General features: G+C 69.8%; 23 protein-coding genes and 3 pseudogenes. 18 read left to right on the plus strand and 8 right to left on the minus strand.

What is annotated here, in order from left to right; genetic code table 11:
- Positions 1–522 precede the first annotated feature (522 nt).
- On the plus strand, positions 523–702 hold the full coding sequence (locus ACFC02_RS34500; RefSeq protein WP_376365834.1) for a hypothetical protein: 180 nt from the start codon (positions 523–525) through the stop codon (positions 700–702).
- A gap of 751 nt (positions 703–1,453) precedes the next feature.
- Here the strand turns inward: ACFC02_RS34500 and ACFC02_RS34505 are convergent.
- Entirely contained in the window at positions 1,454–1,882 is a 429-nt protein-coding gene (locus ACFC02_RS34505; RefSeq protein ID WP_376365836.1) for a hypothetical protein, read from the minus strand.
- 511 nt (positions 1,883–2,393) lie between these two features.
- Between ACFC02_RS34505 and ACFC02_RS34510 the strand changes: the two genes are divergently transcribed.
- From ACFC02_RS34510 to ACFC02_RS34540, 7 genes are all read left to right on the plus strand, one after another.
- Positions 2,394–3,584 (plus strand): ATP-binding protein, encoded by a 1,191-nt coding sequence (locus tag ACFC02_RS34510; RefSeq protein ID WP_376365838.1) that lies wholly within the window; start codon positions 2,394–2,396, stop codon positions 3,582–3,584.
- Complete coding sequence (locus tag ACFC02_RS34515; RefSeq protein WP_376365840.1) at positions 3,581–3,982, plus strand: roadblock/LC7 domain-containing protein; 402 nt, start codon at positions 3,581–3,583, stop codon at positions 3,980–3,982. The genes ACFC02_RS34510 and ACFC02_RS34515 overlap by 4 nt, the downstream gene beginning before the upstream one ends.
- Positions 3,979–4,362 (plus strand): DUF742 domain-containing protein, encoded by a 384-nt coding sequence (locus ACFC02_RS34520; RefSeq protein ID WP_376365842.1) that lies wholly within the window; start codon positions 3,979–3,981, stop codon positions 4,360–4,362. The genes ACFC02_RS34515 and ACFC02_RS34520 overlap by 4 nt, the downstream gene beginning before the upstream one ends.
- Positions 4,337–4,942, plus strand: a complete 606-nt coding sequence (locus ACFC02_RS34525) for an ATP/GTP-binding protein (RefSeq protein ID WP_376365844.1) — start codon at positions 4,337–4,339, stop codon at positions 4,940–4,942. The genes ACFC02_RS34520 and ACFC02_RS34525 overlap by 26 nt, the downstream gene beginning before the upstream one ends.
- Positions 4,939–6,279 carry a cytochrome P450 gene (locus ACFC02_RS34530; protein WP_376365846.1) on the plus strand — a complete coding sequence of 447 codons (1,341 nt, stop codon included), beginning with the start codon at positions 4,939–4,941 and terminating at the stop codon, positions 6,277–6,279. Before ACFC02_RS34525 ends, ACFC02_RS34530 begins: the two co-directional genes overlap by 4 nt.
- Positions 6,280–6,613: 334 nt before the next feature.
- Positions 6,614–7,783: a tryptophan dimethylallyltransferase family protein gene (locus ACFC02_RS34535; protein WP_376365848.1), complete on the plus strand. Its 1,170-nt coding sequence runs from the start codon at positions 6,614–6,616 to the stop codon at positions 7,781–7,783.
- Between the two features lie 61 nt (positions 7,784–7,844).
- Positions 7,845–9,218 carry a tryptophanase gene (locus ACFC02_RS34540; RefSeq protein WP_376365850.1) on the plus strand — a complete coding sequence of 458 codons (1,374 nt, stop codon included), beginning with the start codon at positions 7,845–7,847 and terminating at the stop codon, positions 9,216–9,218.
- Positions 9,219–9,383: 165 nt separating this feature from the next.
- On the opposite strand, the gene ACFC02_RS34545 is transcribed toward ACFC02_RS34540, so the two are convergent.
- The 3 genes and pseudogenes from ACFC02_RS34545 to ACFC02_RS34555 all read right to left on the minus strand — a co-directional run bounded on the left by ACFC02_RS34545 (position 9,384) and on the right by ACFC02_RS34555 (position 10,978).
- A complete protein-coding gene (locus tag ACFC02_RS34545; protein ID WP_376365877.1) occupies positions 9,384–9,506 on the minus strand; it encodes a hypothetical protein in 123 nt (40 codons plus the stop codon).
- 53 nt (positions 9,507–9,559) lie between these two features.
- A pseudogene (locus tag ACFC02_RS34550) lies at positions 9,560–9,643 on the minus strand (hypothetical protein); the annotation flags it as partial.
- A gap of 273 nt (positions 9,644–9,916) precedes the next feature.
- Positions 9,917–10,978, minus strand: coding sequence for a sulfite oxidase (locus tag ACFC02_RS34555; protein ID WP_376365852.1), 1,062 nt, complete (start codon positions 10,976–10,978; stop codon positions 9,917–9,919).
- Positions 10,979–11,233: 255 nt separating this feature from the next.
- On the opposite strand from ACFC02_RS34555, the gene ACFC02_RS34560 reads away from it, so the two are divergent.
- Both ACFC02_RS34560 and ACFC02_RS34565 read left to right on the plus strand, forming a co-directional pair.
- Positions 11,234–11,530, plus strand: coding sequence for a hypothetical protein (locus tag ACFC02_RS34560; protein ID WP_376365854.1), 297 nt, complete (start codon positions 11,234–11,236; stop codon positions 11,528–11,530).
- Between the two features lie 137 nt (positions 11,531–11,667).
- Positions 11,668–11,835: a hypothetical protein gene (locus ACFC02_RS34565; protein WP_366728636.1), complete on the plus strand. Its 168-nt coding sequence runs from the start codon at positions 11,668–11,670 to the stop codon at positions 11,833–11,835.
- Between the two features lie 383 nt (positions 11,836–12,218).
- Here ACFC02_RS34565 and ACFC02_RS34570 read toward each other — a convergent pair whose 3' ends face one another.
- A complete protein-coding gene (locus ACFC02_RS34570) occupies positions 12,219–13,184 on the minus strand; it encodes an SDR family NAD(P)-dependent oxidoreductase (protein WP_376365856.1) in 966 nt (321 codons plus the stop codon).
- A gap of 148 nt (positions 13,185–13,332) precedes the next feature.
- Here ACFC02_RS34570 and ACFC02_RS34575 point away from each other — a divergent pair, with 148 nt between their 5' ends.
- Together ACFC02_RS34575 and ACFC02_RS34580 are read left to right on the plus strand one after the other, a co-directional pair.
- Positions 13,333–14,199 (plus strand): helix-turn-helix transcriptional regulator, encoded by an 867-nt coding sequence (locus ACFC02_RS34575; RefSeq protein ID WP_376365859.1) that lies wholly within the window; start codon positions 13,333–13,335, stop codon positions 14,197–14,199.
- Between the two features lie 444 nt (positions 14,200–14,643).
- Positions 14,644–14,934 (plus strand): DUF6247 family protein, encoded by a 291-nt coding sequence (locus tag ACFC02_RS34580; RefSeq protein ID WP_376365861.1) that lies wholly within the window; start codon positions 14,644–14,646, stop codon positions 14,932–14,934.
- A 30-nt stretch (positions 14,935–14,964) separates the two neighbouring features.
- Here the strand turns inward: ACFC02_RS34580 and ACFC02_RS34585 are convergent.
- A pseudogene (locus tag ACFC02_RS34585) lies at positions 14,965–15,198 on the minus strand (response regulator transcription factor); the annotation flags it as partial.
- Between ACFC02_RS34585 and ACFC02_RS34590 the strand changes: the two are divergent.
- The gene (locus ACFC02_RS34590; protein WP_376365863.1) at positions 15,174–15,932 is read left to right on the plus strand and encodes a maleylpyruvate isomerase N-terminal domain-containing protein; all 759 of its coding nucleotides are present in this window, start codon (positions 15,174–15,176) and stop codon (positions 15,930–15,932) included. The pseudogene ACFC02_RS34585 and the gene ACFC02_RS34590 overlap by 25 nt on opposite strands.
- Before the next feature lie 170 nt (positions 15,933–16,102).
- A complete protein-coding gene (locus ACFC02_RS34595) occupies positions 16,103–17,002 on the plus strand; it encodes an NAD-dependent protein deacetylase (protein WP_376365865.1) in 900 nt (299 codons plus the stop codon).
- Between the two features lie 204 nt (positions 17,003–17,206).
- On the opposite strand, the gene ACFC02_RS34600 is transcribed toward ACFC02_RS34595, so the two are convergent.
- Positions 17,207–17,623, minus strand: a complete 417-nt coding sequence (locus ACFC02_RS34600; protein ID WP_376365867.1) for a Dabb family protein — start codon at positions 17,621–17,623, stop codon at positions 17,207–17,209.
- Between the two features lie 265 nt (positions 17,624–17,888).
- Entirely contained in the window at positions 17,889–18,773 is an 885-nt protein-coding gene (locus tag ACFC02_RS34605; protein ID WP_376365869.1) for a helix-turn-helix transcriptional regulator, read from the minus strand.
- A 257-nt stretch (positions 18,774–19,030) separates the two neighbouring features.
- Here ACFC02_RS34605 and ACFC02_RS34610 point away from each other — a divergent pair, with 257 nt between their 5' ends.
- The 4 genes and pseudogenes from ACFC02_RS34610 to ACFC02_RS34625 form a co-directional block, all read left to right on the plus strand.
- Positions 19,031–19,729 (plus strand): type 1 glutamine amidotransferase domain-containing protein, encoded by a 699-nt coding sequence (locus ACFC02_RS34610; protein WP_376365871.1) that lies wholly within the window; start codon positions 19,031–19,033, stop codon positions 19,727–19,729.
- Positions 19,730–19,836: 107 nt separating this feature from the next.
- A pseudogene (locus ACFC02_RS34615) lies at positions 19,837–21,360 on the plus strand (NAD-dependent succinate-semialdehyde dehydrogenase).
- Entirely contained in the window at positions 21,357–22,676 is a 1,320-nt protein-coding gene (locus ACFC02_RS34620) for an adenylosuccinate lyase family protein (RefSeq protein WP_376365873.1), read from the plus strand. Before ACFC02_RS34615 ends, ACFC02_RS34620 begins: the two are co-directional and overlap by 4 nt.
- Before the next feature lie 174 nt (positions 22,677–22,850).
- Positions 22,851–23,060 (plus strand): transposase family protein (locus ACFC02_RS34625; protein ID WP_376365875.1); only part of this gene is annotated, 210 nt, incomplete at its 3' end.

The following is a 23,060-nucleotide window of genomic DNA, read 5'->3' on the forward strand; positions in this document are numbered from 1 at the left end:
ACGCCCCCGAACGAGACCCACACCGTGACCCTGAAGTGGCCCGCGGACGCGGGAGACATCAAGGGCGCCTACACCGACGTCCAGGTCTACCCCACACACACCACCAAGTAAGGATCCTCACCCGAACCGGTCGTGACGGTGAAATCAAGTCCGGCAGGCGAGCCGGCCTGGGACCGGGAAAGCGGAGCATCCGGAGTGGCGGGCACGCGCCGGCCCCAGGGGAGCTACTCGATAGCTGGTCAGAGACCGGCCTCGTGCGGATCACGAGTGCGCCGGTTCGACCAGTCCCCGGCAGTTGCGGCCATCTGGCAGTGTCCTTGAGTCAGTAAGTCCCGAGTCCATGATCGAATATCACTTACTCGGAGGACTGCCCGTCGCGCACAGTCATGGGTCCCGCAGCGCCGCTCCAGCAGTCGCTGAGATCCCCGGCGCGATGTCGCCGTGGTCGTTACGTTGCCGACCGGGGAGGTAGTCAGTGAGGGGGGCATTCTTTCCCGGACATCGGAATGCGGAGTGGTCACCGTGGAGATCAGCAGGCAAGAAGTGGTTGACATGCTCCGTAACGCCGGATTCAGGGAGGAAGCGGAGGAAGCTCTGCGCGTGCTGTCCGACCCGGTTGATCTGGATCACGCCGCGGCGTGGGGCCAGGAGCACGGGATCACCAGGAACGAACTCATCAGCCGATTGGGCGGCAGCTCGTGACACGATGAGCGGCGCACGCCCAGTGCGGTCCAGTCGGCTCGTGGGTGTCATTTCGCAGCCCGGCGGAGCGCCGCCCCGAAGGGTCGCCGCGCACAGTCGGCCCAGGCGTGACTGCGCCGACCGCCCCACGCTTGTGATCCACGTGCCGCTTGGGTGACCGTCCCGCGCTCGTGGCCCATCTGCCGCTTGGAACGGCGGTCAGTCGTGATCCTTCGCCCTGTTGCAGGAGGGCGGGGCGGCGGCAACGACGCGGCGGAAACGGCGCGCGGAACATCCCCGTCCCCGGACGGGGGGCCGCGAGCTTCCGAGCCAGCATGGGAGCGGGACGGGAGCCGGGAGCGGGACCGGGACCGGGAGCGGGACCGGGAGCGGGGCCGGGGCCGGGGCCGGGAGCGGGGCCGGGGCCGGGGCCGGGAGCGGGACCGGGACGGAGGATCGCTCGCGCTCGTGCCGGGCCCGACGGAGGCGCCCTGGCGGAAGGGGGGCCGGTGACGGTTCTGGGGCTGGGCCGTCACCGGATTCTGGGCGTTGCTGGAGCAGCAGCGGTCGATGGGGCACGGTCACTTCGAGCCAAGGAGATCGCGGCGGAGCCGGGCCTTGGAGCGACGTCGGCGAAGGCCGAGGGAGGGACGGTCGAAAGCCCGGCGCCGGGCGGATCGCGGGTGGCTCCCGCTGGAGGCGTCGGGGGGACGCAGTGCCGGCCGGCGGGCCGGGGCCGTGCCACCCGCCGACTCGTCCGCGCGGCCATCGATCACGGGATCGCTGCCTCGCAGGTGGCGGTCGGCGTCTCGAGGCCCGGTCCAGGCGGCGGGGGTCCATCAACCGCGCGAACGTCCCTTGTACCGCCCACCGCCTGGACAGCGCCCCGCACCCCGTTCAGATCGTCGATGCGCTCGACGATCCGGAGGGGCAGAGCGAGCTTGTCCCGGTACCAGCCGACGAGGCCGCCGGTCCAGCCGCCGTCGGGCCAGTCGAGGGCGATGTCGCGGTACACGCCGCGCCACTGCATCAGCAGCTCGCGCCTGCGGCGGATGAAGCCGTAAACCCCGCCCCAGCCGGGAAGTCCCTGGGCAGCGCCCCATGAGGTCCCGCCCGCGCCCAGGGAACGGATCGCGTCGAACAGCTGCCGGTGAAAGCAGTCCTCGGGCCGTCCACCGCGTCCCCGAACCCAGACCGGCATCGAACCGCAGCGGCCGGAGCTCTGCCCACTCCGCGTGCGTCATGTCCGATACGGCGAGCCCGGTCCGAATGACCGGACACGTTGCCGTACACGTGTGCGAGGCGATCGCGTGATCGGATGGGCGAGTCGAAGTCCACCGGCACGGGCCTTCTGGTGGAGGAGCGGACGGCCCGCCCCGCTGCGGGGAACGCGGCCCGCCTGCCACCCGATGGCGGCCGACGACACCCGGTGTTCTGCACCGCGCAGGCTGCGCCGCGGCGTTCCGCTTACCACTACGGAGGTCGGGCGACCGCCGACAGGAGTTGACCGCCGCGCCGGCCTCCGGGCACCCGCGCGCTCACTTGGTGATCAGTCAACATGACTAAATGATATGGTCATTGGACTTGCCGAGCGGGACATCCCCTTCACGAGTCGCCCTCGGCGAGGCGGTCCGGGCGGCGAGTGCGGCCGCCGCCGAGGGCCTCACGGACAGGTTCCAGTAACTGGACTCCAGTCGTTTGAAGAGAGTCATATGACGAACTACTTGCAGGACCCGGCGGTCTGGGCGTTGGTTGCCGGCGTCCCTGCTGCGGCCACGCTCGCTGTGCGTCAGCGTAGGACGATCAGAGCTTTACGCCAGGAGGGACAGGGGCTCGAAGAGTCCAACGCCGGGCTGCGGAGCCAGTGCGTCGACCTCGAAGCCACCATCGCCGAACTGCGCAGCGGTTACGACGAGGTTGTCCGGCAGGCCAAGGAGGAGGCGGAGAACGCGACGAAGACCGTGCTGAAGTCCGCGATGCGGACGCTTCAGGGCCTTGCCGCGGAGCAGCAGAAGGCCATCTCCCAGTTGCAGCAGAAGTACGGCGACTCGGCCGTTCTGCGGGACATGTTGGACATCGACCACATGAACAGTCAGTTCGGCAGGCGCGCGCAGTCCATCGCAGTGCTGTGCCAGGGCTGGCTCGGCAGACAGCGGGATCCTGCGTCGGTCTACGACGTGATTCGCAGCGCTCAGGGGAGGATCCGCCACTTCCCGCGGGTCGAGATCCTCTCGCAGGTCAATTTCGCCGTGGTCAGCCGGGCGGTCGAGCCGGTTGCGCTCGCGGTCGCCGAACTGCTCGACAACGCCACGAGCTATTCGGCACCTGAGACCGTGGCCGAGGTCAACGTGCGCACGGTGCCGAGCGGCATCTGCATCGTGATCGACGACGCGGGCGTCGGGATGAACGAGGAGGAGAAGACCCACGCCTCGGCCCTCCTCTCAGGTGCGCGTGCGGCCAGCGTCAGCGATCTGGGCAACCCGCCGCAGTTCGGCTTCGCGGTCATCGGTGCCTTGTGTGCTCGCTACGGATTCAGCGTGACGGTCGACACCGCCTCTCCCTACGGTGGCGTCCGTGCGGTGGTTCTCCTGCCGAAGGACTTGCTCACCAGCATGCCGGAGCCGAAGCCCGCCGCTGCCCTGACCGACCCGGGCTCCAACGGGAGCGAGCCGGAGGTGCCGGGGACCACGGCCGACGGGCTGCCCAAGCGCAGGCGCAAGCGAAGTATGAGTGTCGTGTCGAACAGTGAGCCACCCGCTCGCCCGCTCGCTCGTTCGAGCAGCGAGACGGCATCGATCATGGGTGCGTTCCAGCGTGGCACCGATCGCGGCCGGACCGCACTGCCGGACTTCGCGCGCCAGCCGGACCGCGCCGACGTACGCAAAGGACCTGAGACCCCGTGAATACTGATCTGTCCTGGATGCTCGACAGCGCACTGGAGATGCCCGGGGCCCTGCACGCGGTCCTGATCTCCGCCGACGGACTGCCGATGTCCCGTACTGCGGAGCTCGGGCGTGATTCGGCCGAGAGGGTCGCTGCCGCGATGAGTGGAGTGCAGTCGCTCAGCCGCTCCCTCGGGTTCTTCTGTGACGACGACGGCCTGCAGTGGCGCCAGACCCTGGTCGAGTTCGACGGCGGCTGGGTGTTCCTTGTCTCAGCCGGACCCGGCGCGTACCTGGCTGTCGCGGCGTCACCCGAGGTCGACATGGCCGACATCACCTTCCGCATGCAGCAGCTCGTCGGCCAGCTCGGCAAGGAACTGTCGACACCTCCCCGTGAAGGCATCGGTCACCGCCCATGACCGACCATGGCCTTCCTGAGTCCGAACTCGAATCCGCTCATTTAGTCCGGCCCTATGTCATCACCGGCGGGCGGGATCTGCCCGGCGAGGATCAGTTCTCGCTGATCACTCTCGTCACGACGGCCACCGACCAGCGGCAGCGTCCCACTCGGCTCTCTCCCGAGGAGCAGCAACTCCTGGAGATGTGCTCGGGCGGCTACCTCTCCGTCGCCGAGATCGCCGGCCACACCCGTCTGCCGCTGGGCGTGCTCAAGGTCCTTCTCAGTTCCCTCGCCGAGGGCGGCTACCTGGTCACCCGCGCGCCGGTGCCCCGGGCTCGCCTGGTCGACCAAGAACTCCTGCAGGAGGTGTTGGATGGTCTCAAGGCCCGTCTTGGATGACGATGCCTACGTACGGAGCGGCGCGGAGCAGACCGCTGTGAAGATCCTGGTCGTCGGACACTTCGCTGTCGGCAAGACCACGCTCATCAGCACCCTCTCCGAGATCACCCCTCTGTCCACCGAGGAGAGCATGACGCGCGTCTCCGAAGCCGTCGACGATCTCAAGGGGGTACGGGGCAAGACCACCACCACGGTCGCCCTGGACTTCGGGCGGCTGACGCTCAGCGACCGCGTGGTGCTCTACCTGTTCGGCACACCGGGACAACAGCGGTTCGTCAACCTCTGGCAGGACATGGCCCGCGGCGCCCTGGGAGCCCTGGTCCTGGTGGATCCCGAGCGGCTCGCGGACTCCTTCGCCGTCATGGATCTGATCGAGGAGCACGGACTCGACTACGCCATCGCCATCAACCACTTCGACGGTACCCCTGCACGTACGGAGGCGGCAGTGCGCGAAGCACTCGATCTGCTCCCCGACACCCCGGTCGTCGTCATGGACGCACGGGACGAGAGATCGTCGACAGACGCACTGATCACGCTCGTTCGCTACCTGCAGCAACGCGCCGCCCTGGAGCACGCATGACCACCACCCCCGTTCCACCACCCGGCTGCCCCGCGCACGGCAGCGGCCAGCCGATTCCCCTTCACACCGCACAGTTCGCCGCCGACCCCAAGGCCTTCTACGCCTACATGCGCCATCACGGGCCCGCCTCGCTCGTCGAGCTCGCTCCCGGCGTGGAAGCGACCCTGGTGACCGACTACGGCGCGGCACTCGATCTCCTGCAGAATCCGACCGTCTTCCACAAGGACTCCCACCGCTGGCGAGCCCTCGGTGAAGGACGGATACCCGCCGACAGCCCGGTCCTTCCCCTGCTCGCCCCACGGCCCAACTGCATGTTCACCGACGGCGCCCCGCACCTGCGGCTGCGCCAGGCCGTCACCGACAGTCTGGCCCGGATCAACGACATCCGGCTGAGCCAGACCGTCGAGCGGGTCGCCCAGTATCTCATCGCCCAGTTCAGCGCCCGCGGCTCGGCCGACCTGCTCAACGACTACGCCAAGCCGCTTCCCCTGTTCGTGTTCAACGAACTCTTCGGCTGTCCGTCGGAGATCGGTGACCGGGTCATGTTCGGCATCGCCGGCATGTTCGACGGCATCAACGCGGAACAGGCCAACCATGTGCTCGTCCAGGCCGTCGGCGAACTGGTCGCGCTGAAGCGGGCCCAGCCGGGCGATGACGTCACCTCCTGGCTGATGGAGCATCCGGCGCAGCTGAACGACATGGAGATGGTTCACCAACTCGTACTGCTGCTCGGCGCCGGTGCAGAGCCGCTGCGCGGACTCATCGGCAACACCCTGCACCAGGTGTTCACCAACGAGCGTTTCGCGCGCAGCGGACTGCTGGACGAAGCCCTCGACGACACTCTGTGGCGCAATCCGCCCATGGCCAACTACGCGCCGCACTACCCGGCCGTGGACACGGACGTGGCCGGTCACAAGGTCCGCGCCGGAGAGCTGGTACTGGTGAGCTTCGCCGCCGCCAACGCCGCTCTGGCAGACCAAGCCAGCAGCAATCGCGCTCACCTCGCCTGGAGTGCCGGCCCTCACGCCTGCCCCTCCAAGGAGCCCGGCCGTCTCATCACCTTGACGGCCATCGAGCATCTGCTCAACGAACTGCCCGACGTCGAACTCGCGGTCCCGGAGGAGAGCCTGGTCTGGCGGCCGGGCCCCTTCAACCGGGCGTTGGCGCAGCTTCCCGTCCGGTTCGCCCCGGTCAAGCCACGGGTTTCCGCGCAGCCTCAGCAGCCGGAGGCGCCTCTGCGGCCGCAGGTGCCGCAGCCCTCGGCGTCCGGCACCGATCAGAGCAACTCCAAGCGGCCCGGACGGTGGAGCGCCTTCCTCGCCTGGCTACAGAAGTGACGCACGTGACACACGAGGTCGTTGCTAGCTGCATGAATAGTGAACCACTGGGGTAGGACTGCGCGGACTGTTCGGGGTTGTCACAAGGTGAAGGAGAGACAGTGGGGTACCACGACATACCTGTTCATCAATCCGTGGCAGGGCCACCCCGGTGGCGACGGTCCCTCCTTCAGCCGGACAACCCCGCTCGCAGGCCCGGACGTGGTGAAGAACACGGTCGGATGCCCGTCTCTCCCGGCGGGTGTCCGAGGGGCTCCTCACTCACCGGCAGGTCGCCCGCGTGGCTGACGCCGGCGGGCCACCGGTCCGGGTGCCGACCGCCGTTGGGGGGACGGTGAAGGCACTGTCGACGTCCGCCGCACCGGGGGCAGCTTCCGCGGCAGGACCTGGTAGAACCACGCTCGGCGGCCACGTCCTGGGCCAACTGGTGCGCCTCGCCCCCGTCGCCGGGCTGAATGACGCGGACAAGATCGCGTACGGCCAGGTACTCATGGAGTCCCTGTCGGACAGCGCGCACCGGCCGTTGTCCCTGCCGCCGGCTTCGCCCAGCTTCATCTCCGACGACCACACCCCGGTCGAGTTCTCCCTCGCCTTCACCCGGGACGCCGATCCGCATCTGCGCGTGCTGGTGGAACCCGGCTGCGCTGTCGGTGACGTGGCCGGCAGCGGTCGCGTCGGCCTGTCGGTCATCCGTGAGATGGCCGCCCGATGGGATTTCTCCACCGCTCAGCTCGACGCCGTGGAGGACCTCTTCTTCCCCGCCGACCCACAGGGCCCGCTGGCCCTCTGGTACGCGCTGGAGCTGCGTCCCGGAGGGGTACCCGGGGTCAAGGTGTATCTGAATCCCTCAGCCGCCGGCCCTGAGAACGCCGCCCGGACGGTGCGGGAAGCGCTGCGCCGGCTCGGCCACCCCCACGCATTCGACGCGCTTCCCGTAGCAGCGGGCTACCCCTTCATCGCCCTCGACCTGGGCAGCTGGGCGACGCCCCGCGTCAAGGTGTACGTCAAGCATCCCCGTATGTCCGCGGACGACGCCGCCGCGGTGAGCCGTACCACGCCCGGCCTGGCGGAAGACCAGGTCACGACCTTCTTCCAGCTAGCCGCAGGAACGGTTCAGCCGCCCGGTCGGAGGGCCGGAGAGAGACAGCGGCTCCTACGGCGGCCCGCGCTCACCTGTCATGCCTTCACTGACGGCAAGGCCACTTCACCGAGCGGCTTCACACTGCACATTCCCGTCCGGGACTACGTCCGCGACGACAGCGAGGCCCTCGCCCGGGCAACGGCTCTGCTGCGCCCCTTCGGCATGGGCGCCTCGGCTCTCCGCCGAGCCCTGTCTGCGCTCACTCCCCGCAAACTCACCGACGGCGTCGGCCTGATCGCCTACCTGGCGCTGGCACACGAACAGCACCGGCAGCCGCGCGTCACCGCTTACCTCTCCTCCGAGGCGTACGCGGTCCGCCCGCCTCTGACCCTGCCCCTGCGGGAAGCAGTCAGCCTCCCCTGAGCAGGGACGAAGCATCGCAAGCCATACACGAAGCACACGCAAGGCAAAAGGAAGAACCCAAGTGGAGCCCTACCGCATCAAGGTTGTCGAGCCCCTGGCCTTCACCACTCGGACGCAGCGTGAGGAGGCCCTCGAACGGGTCGCCTACAATCCCTTCGACCTGCGTGCCGACGAGGTCACCATCGACCTGCTGAGTGACTCGGGAACCGGCGCGCTCTCCGCGGCACAACAGGCCGCCGGCATGAACGGCGACGAGTCCTACGCAGGATCCCGCTCGTTCTACCGCTGGCACGCAGTCGTCAGCGAACTCACCGGCTACCCGCACATCTTGCCCGTCCATCAAGGAAGAGCGGCGGAACGCGTTCTGTTCTCCGTGCTTCTCAGACCCGGCGGCACCGTCCTGTCGAACACCCACTTCGACACCACCCGAGCCAACGTGGAACTGACCGGCTGCCAGGCACGTGACCTCCCGTGCGCCGAGGCCGCCGACCTCGACAGCCATTACCCCTTCAAGGGCGACATCGACCTGTCCGCTCTCCAGCAGGCGCTCGAGAGTGCAGACGAATCCCCCGTTTCGGCCGTGGTGATGACCATCACCAACAACGGAGGTGGCGGGCAGCCCGTCTCCATGGAGAACCTGCGACGGACGGCCGACCTGTGCCGCCGTCACAACGTCCCCATGATCCTGGACGCCGCGCGTTTCGCGGAAAACGCCTGGCTGGTGACCCGCCGCGAACCCGGCTACCAGGACCGCACCCCCCGCCAGGTCGCCGAAGAGGCATTCAGGCTGGCGGACGGGTGCATCATGAGCGCCAAGAAGGACGGCATCGTCCACATCGGCGGCTTCATCGGCCTCAAGGACCCCGAACTCGCCGAGAAGTGCAACGGGCTGCTCATCGCCACCGAAGGCTTCTCCACCTACGGCGGCCTGGCCGGCCGTGACCTCGACATGATGGCCCAAGGCCTCCTCGAGGTCACCGAGCCGTCCTATCTGGCGGAGCGCGCCGAGGCGGCCAACTACCTGGCCGATGCCATCCGTGCCGCGGGCGTCGACATCGTCGAACCCGCCGGCCTGCACGCCCTCTATCTCAACGCCGGGCGCCTGCTGCCCCACATCCCTCCTCACCAGTACCCCGGCACTGCCCTGGTCTGCGAGCTCTACCTCCGTGGAGGCATCCGCTCCGCAGAGCTGGGATCCCTCTACCTCGGCGAGGAGGACGAACAGGGGAACCCCGTCAAGAGCGCACCGTACGAGCTGGTGAGGCTGGCACTCCCGCGCCGGGTCTACACCCGCAGCCACTACGATCATGTCGCCCAGACTCTGGCGGACATAGCCAAGGACCCCGGCTCGGTACACGGATACCGCGTCGTGGGGCAGTCACCGATCCTTCGCCATTTCAGCATTCGACTGGAACCGGTGAACCCCGCAGGGTGACGCCCCCGCCGACCCCGCCCGTCCGGCGACCGCCTGGTGCACCGAAGTGGCCGAGCGGGCGGGCATGGCGGCCCCACGACGAAGGAAGAGGTCGACCTGCCGCCACAGATCCGGCCGGACGGCGACGGACGCGATCGGCGCGCCTCACGAACGGGACCGGCCGGATCAGTGCTCAACGCTCTGCCGGCCCTCGGTGAACCACAGCGAGAGGCGGCCGGCGACACACAGCGCCACCGTCCCACAGAAGTCGGCCCAGTACCCCTCACCCAGGGGGACGTTGACACGCACGCCATCCCCGCTCCGGCCCCGCAGGCGGCCAGCAGCATGCGGTGCACGGTGTCGATGCGGGCCCAGTCGGACCTGCGGGAGGCCAGGGCCGCACCGGCGAGCCGAGGCGCCGCCTCGCGTCCCGGTGAGGCGCCCATGCCCACGATCACCACGGAGAGCAGCGCGGTACCCACGCTCCGCCGCAAGGCAGACGCCCCGCACCGCCGGCGCCAGGAGATTCGGCTGCTCCAGGACCCGCGGCGGCCCGGTCGCTCGCCCGGCACCCTCCGGTCGGCCCTGGGTATCACTTCGCTCACCAGCCAATGGACGATGTCCTCGCCCAAAAACGCCGTCGCCCGGCCCGTACCCGCGGCCAGTGGTCCTCGGCGCCGGTCTCGCCCTGTCCGGGGCGCGCCGGAGCCAGGAGACAGTCAGGCGCATCGCACACGGACCCGAGCCCAGGAGTTGTTCGCGTAGCCCTTCGGATTCCACAGGTGCGCCGGCGACTCCGGCATCGCCGCGCCGGTGCAGTCCCACGCCCGCGCGATGATCTGCACGTCGCCCACGGGAAGGTCCAGCGTGGCGCTCCAGTGCTGCCACGCCCACGGCCCCGCCGCCTCCGCCACTTCGGCTTGGATCCAGGAGCCGCCGGCGTCGAGTGAGACATCGACCCGCGCGACGGTGCGGTCGTCCCCGGCCAGGGCGTAGCCGGTGATCTTGGCCGGTCCCGGGCACAGGCGTGCGCCGTCGTCTGGGCTGAGGATGTCGCAGTTGAGTGCCAGGGGGCCCAGGGAGATACCTTCGCCCGGCCCTGCCTTCGACGGATCGGCTTCGGGTGGCAGCATGCGGTAGGCGGTGGCCTGGAAGTAGTTCCCGGACGGCTGGGCCCGCACCGTGATGCGGGTGAGCCATTTGACGCTCCGGGCGCCGATCCAGCCCGGCACCACCACCCGCAACGGCCCTCCGTGCACCCGGGGCAGCGCCCGGCCGTTCATGGACCAGGCCAACAGCACTTCCGGCCGCAGAGCCTTGACGATCGGAATGGACCCGCCGTAGGTCTGCGGCGGGTCGGCCAGCCGGGAAACGTCCGGGGCGGCGAAGGCGACATGCCCGGCCGTCGGCGCCGCTCCCGCCTCGGTCAGGACATCCGCCAGCCGTACGCCGCTCCAGCGAGCCGTCGCAGTCGCACCCGGCCCCCACGCGGTCTCACCCGGAACGTCACGCACCTCGATCAGACCGGCCCGCCGGTTGCCCGCACACTGCAGGGTCGCGACCACCTCCACCTCGTCGAAGCGCGCCCGCAGGTCGTCGGACGACAACTCCAGGGCCTTTTCGACCAGGCCGTCCACCCGCAGCCGCCACACCGCCGGATCGATGTCGGGGACCGGCCCGTGATTGCGGCTGTAGAAGGCATCGACGGGCGTCTCCGCCAGCCCGGCGAGCGCGGTGCGCGGCGGCTCGGCGTTGAACGGTTCTCGCTCATGCACCACCATGTCATCCCGTTTGCCCCAAAGATTCACACAGGATGAGTTCCCCCACGACTCCTGCGAACCGCCCGGCGCAACCCGGACGGCGCTACACGGGGCGCTTGGGCGGCATCATCGACCGCGAGCACGGCGAGATCCAGGCCGTTTCGCCCAGCCCTCGCTCGCCGCACCGTCGGGCCTTCAGCACACTGTTTCTGCGCATTGGCCGGGAGATCTACGCCGGGCCGCACCATTGCGGTTCTTCGGGGTACACGGCCCGGCATGGCACCGAAGACCGAACGTATCCAGTTCCTGCGGGCCGTGCGGCAGTTGCACCGCGTCCGCTCCTTCTACGCCGGGGGCGCCCTGCTGTGGGCGGCGTCCTTGGCCTGGACGGGCTGGCAGACTCCCGGGAGCCGGCAGATGTGGGCGTGCGCCCTCCTCCTGGCCGTCTTCACCGGCCTCCTTGTCACCGCGGGTCTGTCCCTGCGGCGGTTGCCCGTTCCCGCGACGGGCCGGCCCGCGCACCACGCCGCCCCGCGCAGGACGGCGGCGAACACTCGCCACGCCTCCGCCTGAGGATCCGTCACCCCCATCCCGCACGAGCCGTCGAGCTTCGCGCCGGGTGGGCGTGTGCGGTTTCGGAGGTGCCGTCCGCGTCTACGCGGGCGGTGCCCGGGCATACGGACTACACTTCCTACGGAGAGGGGCTTGTCATGCTCGGAATAGTCGCGGCCGTGCTGTTCTTCATCGCGTTCCTCATCAACGCGGCCGACATCAGCACCAATCAGACGTTCTCGTCAGTCAACGTCATGCTCCTTGGCCTGACCGCCCTTGCCCTGCACGTGGCGGGAATCGGCAGCACCTGGCCCCGCAGACGCTGACCCGGCGCCAACTCCCGCCCTCAGCGGGAGCCCACGGAGTCCTGCACCATGCGTCTGGCTGAGTGCCTGACGCTGAAGCTTCTGTAGATCGTCGAGCTGTAGGAGACGGCCCGGGTGTGCCGCTGAATGCGGGGATCTTGCCTGCCGTGCTCTTCCAGACGCCGCTGGCGGCCGGATCCGCCGCTGCCTGTCCGCTGACGTCACGGTGATCACGCAGGACTCGGCGTCCGTCCGCAGTTCCGTCAACTCCGGCGGCTCCCCCGAGGCAGCGGGACGGAGAGCTGCCTCCTGTCTGGACGGACATGTGCTCAGTGCCGGGCTGGTGATGCGTAGACGGTCTTCGGCCGGCTCTTGTTGGTCTTGCGGTTCGGTCCCGGCTCGACCTATCGGGTGGAACCGCTCGAGACATCGGCTGAGGACGGTTCCCTCCCCCCTGCGTACGCTGCGGTGAATCGCTCGGCGGCCTCCCAGAGCTGACCTTCGCGCTGCGGGTCGTAGGACTCCCGCGACGAGCGGTCCGCACGGCTGCGGTCGACGTAGGAGCCGGTCGGCGCCTTGGTCGTGCCCAGGACGACGTCGGCGAGGTAGCGGCCGGCAGCGTTGCGGCTGGTGGCGAACGGGGTGAGGGTCATCACCGGCATGATGCGGCGCATCGCGAACCGGGAGACGGGCCCGGCGTTGCGGGTGAGGCCGGTGCCGGGGACGAACCCCGGGTTGTAGGCGACGGCGTCGATCCCGGCCGGCAGCCGGCGCGCGTACTCGTGAACCAGGTAGATGGTGGCCAGTTTGCTCGTCGAGTACGCGGTACGCCCGGCGGCTGTGGTGCCCGGCTGGGGGAAGGCGCCGGTGCGTGCGAGGACGTCCGGGGACTTCCAGGCCGGGCCGGGCACCATGCCCATGTTGTGCTTGAAGTCACCGAAGTGGGTGTCGCTGGCGGTGATCACGATCCGGGCGGGAGCGGTGAAGCGGTCCTGGAGCAGTCGGACGAACAGGTGGTTGGCGAGCACGTTGACAGCGAAGGTGGCCTCGAACCCGTCGGGTCCCTCGGTCAGCGCGTTCGTGTACTGCATGCCCGCGTTGCCCACGAAACCGCGCAGCGGCGGCAGGTCACCGCGTTCCAGCAGGTCGTGGATCTCGCCGGCCGCCGAGCGGACACCGGCCAGCGAACCGAGGTCCGCCGTGACGTGCGAGACCATGTGCCCGCCCGCGCCGAGCTCTGCGGCGAGCTGCGCGCCAGAGCCGCGGGCCACGACCAGGAGGTGCGTGTCCGGCGACCGGCGCAGGATGTGCTGCGCGGCGACGCGGCCGATTCCGCGGCTTGCGCCCGTCATCACGATGGTGTGCTTCATGGAAGGCTCCTCAACTGGTCAGCCGATGGCGCCCGGCTGGGGCGCATCTCCACGTTCGCCGGTGGTACCGCCGCCGACCAGTGCCGTCCCCGTCACCAGGACTGGCAGTACCCAGGCTCATCCGGCGCCGCGCGGCGACAATGGACCCATGGCTTCCTCCCGCTCCGGTTTCGCGGTACTCCTGCGCGCCTGGCGCGACCGGCTGTCGCCGGCCGACGCCGGTTTCACGATGACGGACGGCCGTCGAGCGCCGGGACTGCGCCGAGAGGAGCTCGCGCAGCTGGCCGGGCTCTCCGTCGACTACGTCCTGCGCCTGGAACAAGGGCGCGCGAAGAACCCCTCGGCCCAGGTCGTCGGCGCCCTGGCCCGGGCCCTTCAGCTCTCCCGCGCCGAGCGCGACCAGGTGTACCGAAGCGCCGGCCTCCTGCCGCCCCGGGACGGGACGGTCAGCACCCATGTGCCCCCGGGCATCCAACGGCTCGCCGCGCGCCTGGGCGACGTACCGATCGGGGTGTTCACCGCCGACTGGACCCTGGTGTGGTGGAACACCATGTGGAGCGCCCTGCACGGCGACCCCGCCATCCTCCCGGCCGCCGAACGCAATCTCGCCCGTGCGCTCTTCGGCAACGGCGCCGCGCATGCCTCGATGCGTCCCGTCCAGTCCGAGCGCGGACAGGACGCCTTCGCGGAGTCGATCGTCGCCGACCTCAAGGACGCCGCCTCCCGCTACCCCAAGGACGCCCAGCTCGATCACCTCGTGCAGGAACTGCGGGAAGCATCCGAGGCCTTCGCCCATCACTGGGCCACGCCAACGGCCCCCGCCCAGCACACGACGGACCGCAAGACGATCCGGCACCCGGAGATCGGCGACATCCTGCTCGACTGCGACGTCCTCATCGTCCCCGGCGCAGACCTGCGCATGGTCACCTACACGGCCGCGACCGGGAGCAGCGACGCGGGCAAACTGGACCTTCTTCGCGTCACAGGTGGCCACACTGCCACCGCACTCCCCTGACCGACGGCTGCTGGGCGCGGTCACCACGCCGTCCGGACGAACCTCACCGTCGGCATCGACCACCATCGGCCACGACCCGAACACGCACTCGACCTGCGTCATCTCGCAACCTGAGAGCCCATCAGCCTCATCAGGGCTGTCCCACTCCAGGGGAACCTCTGTTCGCCGAGCCGAGGCGTATTTTCATGAATTGGTGGTTGCCAGTTATCTCCTCGCGGCGGAGCGTGCTGCCCGCAGCCCGAATGGCGAAACTCGACAAGCCGCACCGGGCCGAGTGGTAGACGGCGTTATGCGTGCCGCTACCGGGGCTGCCGATCTGCAGGGCGCTACAGCCGGTGAGACGACCGTTTCGGCTCAGGCAGCAAGGAAAGGGATCACCGCATGTCCGTCCCCACCGTCCCGCACCGCGCGTACGGTCGGGATACGACCCGCCAGGAGGTGCCGATGAGCGCGCAGCCCGAGGAAGCCCCCGCCCCGCCGGCTCCGGCCGCCGCCCAGCCGCTGGCCCAGCTGCGCGCCGACCGCCGCGCCGACACGTGGGTGTCGGCATTCGAGCGGGACTGGGCGAAGGCTCTGGAGGACTCCCGCCACAGCTACAGCCTCACGCCTGTGCACGACGTCGTCCGTACCCGGCAGGTCCGCCTTGCCTCGGCCCCGGCCGTCGACGCGTACCTGGACTCCGGCCGGGATGAGACCGGCTTCGTGGACCTGGCCGACATCCTCGGTGCCCGGTGACCGATCGGCTGTGAGCGGTGCGTCTGTCTCTGCAGCGCGAAGACGCTCGGCGAGCTCCCGGAGTACGCGAAGGAGATAGCCGCGGGCGCCGGCGCTCAGGGCGGCCAGGACCGAGCCGTCGTCGGCAAAGGTGGTCAGCACGACCACGGCCGTTCCCGCGTGCTCCCCGCTCAGCCGGCGGGTGGCCTCGGTACCGTCCATCACCGGCACGCGCAGGTCCATCAGGACGACGTCGACCGGTGCGAAGGAGGTGTCATGCAGGACCCAGGGGGCCCGGGGGCCCTCGCCCTGTCGCCGCGTCCACGGACCGGTTCGTCGCCACCGTCGCCGCCCTCACTGACGCCCAGGCCGCCGGCGGCACGCTGGTACCGCCGTGGACCCGCGGGCATGTCGTCACCCATGTCGCGCGCGCCGCGGACAGCCTCTCCAGGCTGCTCAGCTGGGCGCGTACCGGCGTGGAGACACCCCAGTACGCGAGCATGGACGCCCGCGCCGCGGAGATCGAGGCAGGGGCCGGGCGGCCGGTCGCCGATCTGGTCGCCGACGTCCGCGACAGTGCCGCCCGCTTCGAGGCGGCGGTACGCGCCCTGCCCCCGGCGGCCTGGCACTACGAGGTCCGGATGCGCACCGGCGAACCGCGCACGCCCGCGACGCTGATTTCCACCCGGCTGCGCGAACTGGAGGTCCACCACGCCGACTGGATGCCGAATACAGCTTCTCGGACATACCGGCCGACACCGCCCGGTGGATCATCGAGGACATCGCCGACGCACCCACCCGGCGACAGGACACCCCGCCGCTGCACCTGGAGGCGACCGACAGCGGCCTCGTCCGTACTCTGGGATCGGGCAGCGGTCCCACGGTCGGTGGACGGCAGGCCGACCTCCTCGCCTGGCTCAGCGGCCGCTCCTCCGGTACGGGACTCACCGCGTCCACTGCGGACGAGGTTCCGCCGGCGCCCTTCTGGATCTGATCTGGACGCGCCCGGCGCGAGGTAGGCCACCGCGGCAGTGATCGAGGGGCAGCCGTTGCCGTCCTCGTTGATCGAGGGGCAGCCGTTGCCGTCCTCGTTGATCGAGGGGCAGCCGTTGCCGTCCTCGTTGATCGAGGCCCTCCTCGGCCTGCTGCCGATGACCTTCGGACACCGTCCGCGCCGTACCCTGGCGGCATGCGCATGCGCCCCACCCTGAGCTGGACCCCTGACGAGGACCTGCCGCCGGGCACCACGGATCTCCAGCCGGTCGCCGACGCGCTGGGCGCCGGTGGTGTGCTGGTGCTCAGCGGGGCAGGCATCTCCACCGAGTCGGGCATCCCCGACTACCGGGGGGAGGGCGGGAGCCTGAGCCGGCACACTCCGATGACGTACCAGGACTTCATCGCCGGGGCCCAGGCCCGGCGCCGGTACTGGGCGCGCAGCCACCTCGGCTGGCGCGCCTTCGGCCGGGCCCGCCCCAACGCCGGGCACCGGGCTGTGGCGGCGCTCGCGCGGCACGGACTGCTCTCGGGCGTGATCACCCAGAACGTCGACGGCCTGCACCAGGCCGCCGGCAGTGAGGGCGTCGTGGAACTCCACGGGAGCCTGGACCGGGTGCGCTGCCTCGCCTGCGGCGCCCTCAGCCCACGCCGTGAACTCGCCGAACGGCTGGAGGAGGCCAACGCGGGCTTCGAGCCGGTGGCCGCGGGGATCAACCCGGACGGTGACGCGGACCTCACCGATGAGCAGGTCGGGGACTTCCGCGTCCTGCCCTGCCTGGACTGCGGGGGCGTCCTCAAACCGGACGTGGTCTTCTTCGGCGAGGCCGTGCCGCCGACGCGGGTCGAGCACTGCCGTGAACTCGTCCGTGCGGCGACCTCGCTGCTGGTCCTGGGGTCCTCGCTGACGGTGATGTCCGGGCTGCGGTTCGTACGCCAGGCGGCGCAGGCCGGCACGCCTGTGCTGATCGTCAACCGAGACCCGACCCGAGGCGACCGGCACGCCCGCACCCGGGTCGCGCTTCCCCTGGGAGCGGCCCTGACCGCCGTGGCCGCCCGACTGGACGTCCCGCTCGACGACGGGGCGGCGACCTGAAGGTCTGGATCAGGATCGGCGGCTCTCACCGGTTCCAGTCGCCGCCTCGGCTGTGCAGACCGGGAATTCCCTGCCCGCCGCGCCGCCCGGCACGGGCCGCCGTGGACGCAGGCGACCGGATCGAGCAGCTCTGCCCTCAGCCCTGCACCGGGCACCCGAGCCGCGCACCGGGCGACGCCTGAGGCCGGACGGTCATGACGGGTGTCAGGCGGCGTGGGGTCCGGGGGCGGCGCTGCCTTCGTACTGGTTGAGGTTCGAGACGAGTTCGGTGAGGCCGGGGTCGGCGTCGTAGCGGCGCTGGTGGAGGGCGGCGATCTTCTCGCCGGTCTCGGGGTCGAGGTCGTCAGTGATGTCGTAGGAGACGAACTTGTCGACCAGTGGCAGCCCGATCTCGTCGGTGCGGCGGTGGGCGGGGTGGATGAGGTACTCCCAGTAGCCCTCCAGGTCGGCTATCTGGAAGGTGGCACCCCACTCGTATGCGCCGCCGTGGTCGCGGCCGACGAGGAAGGAGCGTACGGAGGGGATGACCTCGCCCTGGTTGCGCAGGCCGGCGAGGGCGTCTTCGAGCTGTGCCGGCGTCGTGCCGGGCCTGGTGGTGAACCGGATGCAGTGGTGAATCATCAGAGTGTTCCCTTTCCGGAGTTCGGTCCCGTAATGGGTGTGGTGGGGTGTGGTGAGCCCTGACGCGGACGCGCGGGCCCGGCGGGTCAGGGTGAGAAGGAGTCCCGCCCCGGCCGCCGTCCCCGTTCCCGGCCCCCGCGCCGGGCGCTTCGGTGAACTCCTCGCTCATCGCCGGCAGCCCGGCTGGTGGGCGGGCGCCTGGGTCGGCATTCCGGGTTCCGCAGATGCCCGGAAAGACGAGGCGGCCAGGTGCGAATCGTCTGTGTCAGCCGTGTTCTTGTGCTGAGCCGGGCTGGGGTGTTCCGGCGCCGGTGAGGGTCCACATGGCCAGGAGGTCGAGGGCCTGTCTGGACGACGAGCCGGGTTCCGCGGTGTAGACGAAGAGGGTTGTGTCGGGGTCTCCCGGCGGAATCAGCGTCTCGTATTCCACTGTCAGCTCACCGACCAGGCTGTGGTGGAGGCGTTTGGAGCCGTGGGTGCGCTGGTGGACCCGATGCTTTTCCCACCAGCGATCGAATTCGGCGCTCTTTCCACGCAGCTCCGCGACGAGATCGTTCGTCACCTGGTCGTCCGGGTCCCGTCCCACTTCCAGACGCAGGCTTTCCACCGCCGCCCGTGCTTGGTCCTCCCAGTCGACGAACAAGGATTGCGGTTCCTCGCTGAGGAACATCCAGCGCGCGTAGTTGCGGTGCCGGACGGGGAACCGGTCGAAGTCGGTGAACAGTGCCTTGGCCATACGATTCGCCCCCAGGACGTCGCCGCGGCGGCCGAGAATGAGCACCGGTTCGCCGTTGAGCGCGTCGACGAGCTGGTGGAGACCGGGGCGGAGCCTTTGGACGCTCCGGCTGTGACGCCGTGACGGTGCGGCCGTCACTCCGACGAGGGTGTGAAGGTAGGTGCGCCCCGCGTCGTCCAGGCCCAGGGCGCGGCAGAGCGCGTCCACGACACCGGGTGAGGGGGAGATCGGGCGTCCTTGCTCGAGCCGGGCGTAGTAGTCGGTCGATACGCCGGCCAGGCGGGCGACCTCTTCCCGGCGCAGGCCCGGAACACGCCGCGCACGGCTGTCCGGCGGCAGACCGGCCTGCTCGGGATCCACTTGACTGCGCGCCTTCCGCAGGAAGTTTCCCAGCTCACGGTTGTTGTTGCCCATGCCAAGCAGTATCGCGGACATGGGTGATTCCCGCGTGGCTCTCTCAGTCCTAGTCTGCCGGGTCCGCTGTCGCACAGGGCCTGCTATGGGCGCCCGCGGGGTGAAGGCGGCGGGCCATGCTGAATGTACGTCCTCCGGGCGAGTGGCACAGGACGAACTTCCGTCCTCTGCCGCAATCACGTAATGCCTGGCCAATTGTTTTCCGGAGCAAGTCGTCGCTTGCTCCGAATGTCCCCGCACGGAAAAGGAAATCGTTCATGAGTAAGGGTAAGGTTCTCATCGTCATGTCGGCTGCCGACGTCTGGGAGCGCACCGACGGATCGAAGTACCCGACGGGTTACTGGGCGGAGGAACTGGCCGCTCCGCACGAGAAGTTCGTGAAGGCCGGTTACAGCGTCGACTTCGCTTCCCCGGGCGGAGTGCTGCAGCCCCTGGACGAGCACAGTGCCGACCCGGCGCTCGCGGGAGAGGACTGCGGTCACTACGTGGCACACGCCCAGAAGGCGCTGCAGGAGTTCGGTCCGCTGCTGAAGCTCGACGAGATCGACATCGACGATTACGTGGCGGTCGTGCTGCCCGGCGGCCACGGCCCGGTCGTCGACCTCTTCCAGGACGCCGACCTGGGCCGTCTGCTGGCCGAGGCGGACAAGGGCGGAATGCCCATCGGCGCCGTCTGCCACGGGCCGGCCGCGCTGCTGAGCGCCGAGGACGAGGACGGCAACTGGCTCTTCGCCGGCCGCAGGATGACGGCGTTCACCGACGAGGAGGAGCAGATGTTCGGCACGGCCGAGGGCGCTCCGTGGCTGCTCGCCTCCCGCCTGCGGGAACGGGGTGGTGTCCACGTCGAAGGGGCGGCGTACCAGCAGCACAACATCATCGACGGCAACCTCTTCACCGGCCAGAACCCCGCCTCCAGCACCAGGCTCGCCGAAGACATGATCGCCGCACTGCGCTGACCGACCACCGGCGCACGAAGGGCGGGCCCGTCCTCCCGTACGAGGGTCCGCCCTCCGTGCGCCACCGGTCGGCCAGCCATGCGGCGCACCCCAGAAGGAAGAGTTTCATGAAGACAATCACGCCGGACGACGTCATCGCACGTGTGGAAAAGGGGCTGCTCATCGCCGGCCGGTGGCGGCCCGCGAAGAATGACGCCACGTTCGCGGTGTACGACCCTGCCACGGGCCGGACACTGTGCGAGGTGGCCGATGCCACGCCGGATGACGGGTTGGCCGCCCTCGACGCCGCACACGCGGCCCAGGCCGACTGGGCGGCGGTTCCTCCCCGCCGCCGGGCCGAGATCCTGCGCCGCGCCCACGATCTGCTGCTGTAGCGCGTCGAGGAATTCGCGCTGCTGATCACCGCGGAGATGGGCAAGTCGCTGGCCGAGTCCCGGGCGGAGGTCCGCTACGGCGCCGACTACCTGCGCTGGTTCGGTGAGGAGGCGGTGCGGATCGACGGCACCTGGAAGGTCAGCGAGGACGGCACCGCACGCGTCCTGGTCACCCGCCGGCCGGTGGGTCCCTGTCTGCTGATCACCCCGTGGAACGCGCCGCTGGCGATGCCGGCCCGCAAGATCGGACCGGCCGTGGCGGCAGGCTGCACCATGGTCGTCAAGCCCGCCCCGCAGACGCCGCTCACGACGGCCGCGCTCGCCGGCCTGCTCGCCGAGGCCGGCCTGCCCGACGGGGTGCTCAACGTCGTCCCCACCACCCGGGCCGCCGAGGTCACCGAACCCTTCCTCCGCGACGGCAGACTGCGCAAGCTGTCCTTCACCGGATCCACCCCCGTCGGCCGCCTCCTGCTCGCGCAGGCCGCCGGCACCGTGCTGCGCACCTCGATGGAACTGGGCGGCAACGCACCGTTCCTCGTGTGCGAGGACGCCGACCTCGACGCCGCGGTCGACGGCGCGATGACCGCCAAGCTGCGCAACATCGGACAGGCGTGCATCGCCGCCAACCGTTTCCATGTCCACGCCGGGGTCGCCGAGGAGTTCACCCGAAGGCTGACCGCACGCATGGAGACGCTCACCCTCGGTCCGGGCACCGACCCGGCCACCGACCTTGGACCGCTGATCGACGAACGCCAGCGCCGCCGTGTCGCCGACCTGGTCGACGAGACGATCGCCGCCGGCGCCCGCGTCCGGACGGGAGCGGTGCTGCCGGACGGCCCCGGCCACTTCTATCCCCCCACCGTGCTCACCGGCATCCCCGCCGGCGCTCGGATCACCCGCGAGGAGATCTTCGGCCCCGTCGCGGCGATTCAGACTTTCACCACGGACGACGAAGCGCTCCGCGCGGCCAACGACACCGAGTTCGGCCTCGTCGGCTACCTCTACACGCAGGACGTGCACCGGGCCCTGCGCATGAGCGAGCGGCTGGAGACCGGCATGGTCGGCCTCAACCGTGGCTACGTCTCAGATCCCAGCGCACCCTTCGGCGGCATGAAGCAGTCCGGCATCGGCCGGGAAGGCGGCAACACCGGCATCGACGAGTACCTGGAGCAGAAGTACCTCGCCATCGACATGACGCCCGCCACGCGGGCGAACAGCGTCATCGGGGACCGGACACCGCCGGAGCACAGCCGATGAGCAGTACCGTCTTCGACTCCGCGCTGTTCCGGGACATGTTCGGAACACCCCGGATGCGCACCGTCTTCAGCGATGACACATACCTGGAGACGGTGACCCGCGTCGAGGTGGCTCTGGCGCAGGCTCAGGCCCGCGTCGGGATCATCCCGCCAAGTGCCGCCGACGCCATCGCCGCGGCCTGCGACCCGCGGCGGCTCGACCGTGAACGACTGCGCCGCGAGACCGGCAACGTCGGATACCCGATCCTTCCACTCGTCACCCAACTCTCCGAGCAGTGCGGCGCCGACGGCGGATACCTGCACTGGGGCGCCACGACCCAGGACATCATGGACACGGCGACCATGGTTCAGTGTGCCCACGGACTGTCCCTGATCAGCGCGGCACTCGACGAACTCCGCGAGCGGCTGCGCCGACTGGCCGCCGCACACATCGACACCGTCACCGCCGGACGGACCCACCTCCAGCACGCCCTGCCCATCACCTTCGGCTACCGTGCCGCGGTCTGGCTCTCGGCGCTGGACCGGCACGCCGAACGCCTTGCCGAGGTACGCCGACGTGACCTCATGGTGCAGTTCGGCGGCGCCGCCGGCACCCTGGCCTCCCTCGGGCCCGGCCCCGAGGCCCTGCGCGTACGCGCCGAACTCGCCACGGAACTGGGCCTGCGGAACCCGGAGATCACCTGGCACGTCGCACGCGACGGCCTCACCTCGATCGTCGGGCTCCTGGCTGCTATCGGCGCGTCCGTCGGCAAGATCGGCACAGACATCGCCCTCATGTGCTCGACCGAGATCGCAGAGGCAGCGGAGCCCTACACCACCGGGCGGGGCGCCAGTTCCACCATGCCTCAGAAACGCAACCCCATCTCCAGCGAACTCATGATCGCTGCTGCCAGGCTTCTGCGTGACAAGTCCTCGGCCATGCTGGACGCGGCCCTACAGGACTTCGAGCGCGCCACGGGGCCCTGGCACATCGAATGGGCCGTCGTCCCCGAGGCGTTCCTCCTCCTGTCCTCTTCTCTCGATCAGGCCGTGCACGCTATATCCGGCCTGCGGGTCGACACCAGGCGCATGCGCTCGAACGTCGACCTGACGGGAGGACTCATCCTGGCCGAGGCCGTCATGATGGCCCTCGCGCCTCGGCTCGGCCGGCAGCGCGCCCATCACCTCGTCTACGCGGTATGTGCCCGGGCCGCGGAGAACTCGGCCCCCTCGCCGATGCGCTGTCCGAGAACCGGGACATCGTCGCGAGCCTCGGTGAACAGCGGATACGACAGCTCTGCGACCCCGCCGCCTACCTCGGCAGCGCGAGGGCCATGACCCGGTCCGTCATAGCGGGTCTTCGAAGTTGAGCGGTGCAAGGTCGGTGGCCGCTGACTGCCCGTCACGGTCTGTGACGGGTGGGGTGGTTGTCGGCCCTGGATGTAGGACGCCCGTGGTCCTGGGTGATCATTTCTGTTCTCTACGCAGAAGGATCACTGGGGAGCCACGGGCTTGGTCAACGATACGACGTTGCTGCTGGACCTCGACGGGGTGTCCGTCATGCGGGTCGAGCTGTGCGAGGACGGTGGGCGCCGGGTTCATCTGGCCACGGCCGATGCCTCGGCGCGGGCCTGCCCGGCCTGCGGGGTCTTCTCGTCCCGGGTGAAAGGCTCCGCCACCACCCGGCCCCGTGATCTCCCTTATGGCGAGCGCGGGCTGGAG

Source organism: Streptomyces sp. NPDC056160 (assembly GCF_042268205.1).
In the GTDB taxonomy this organism is placed as follows: domain Bacteria; phylum Actinomycetota; class Actinomycetes; order Streptomycetales; family Streptomycetaceae; genus Streptomyces.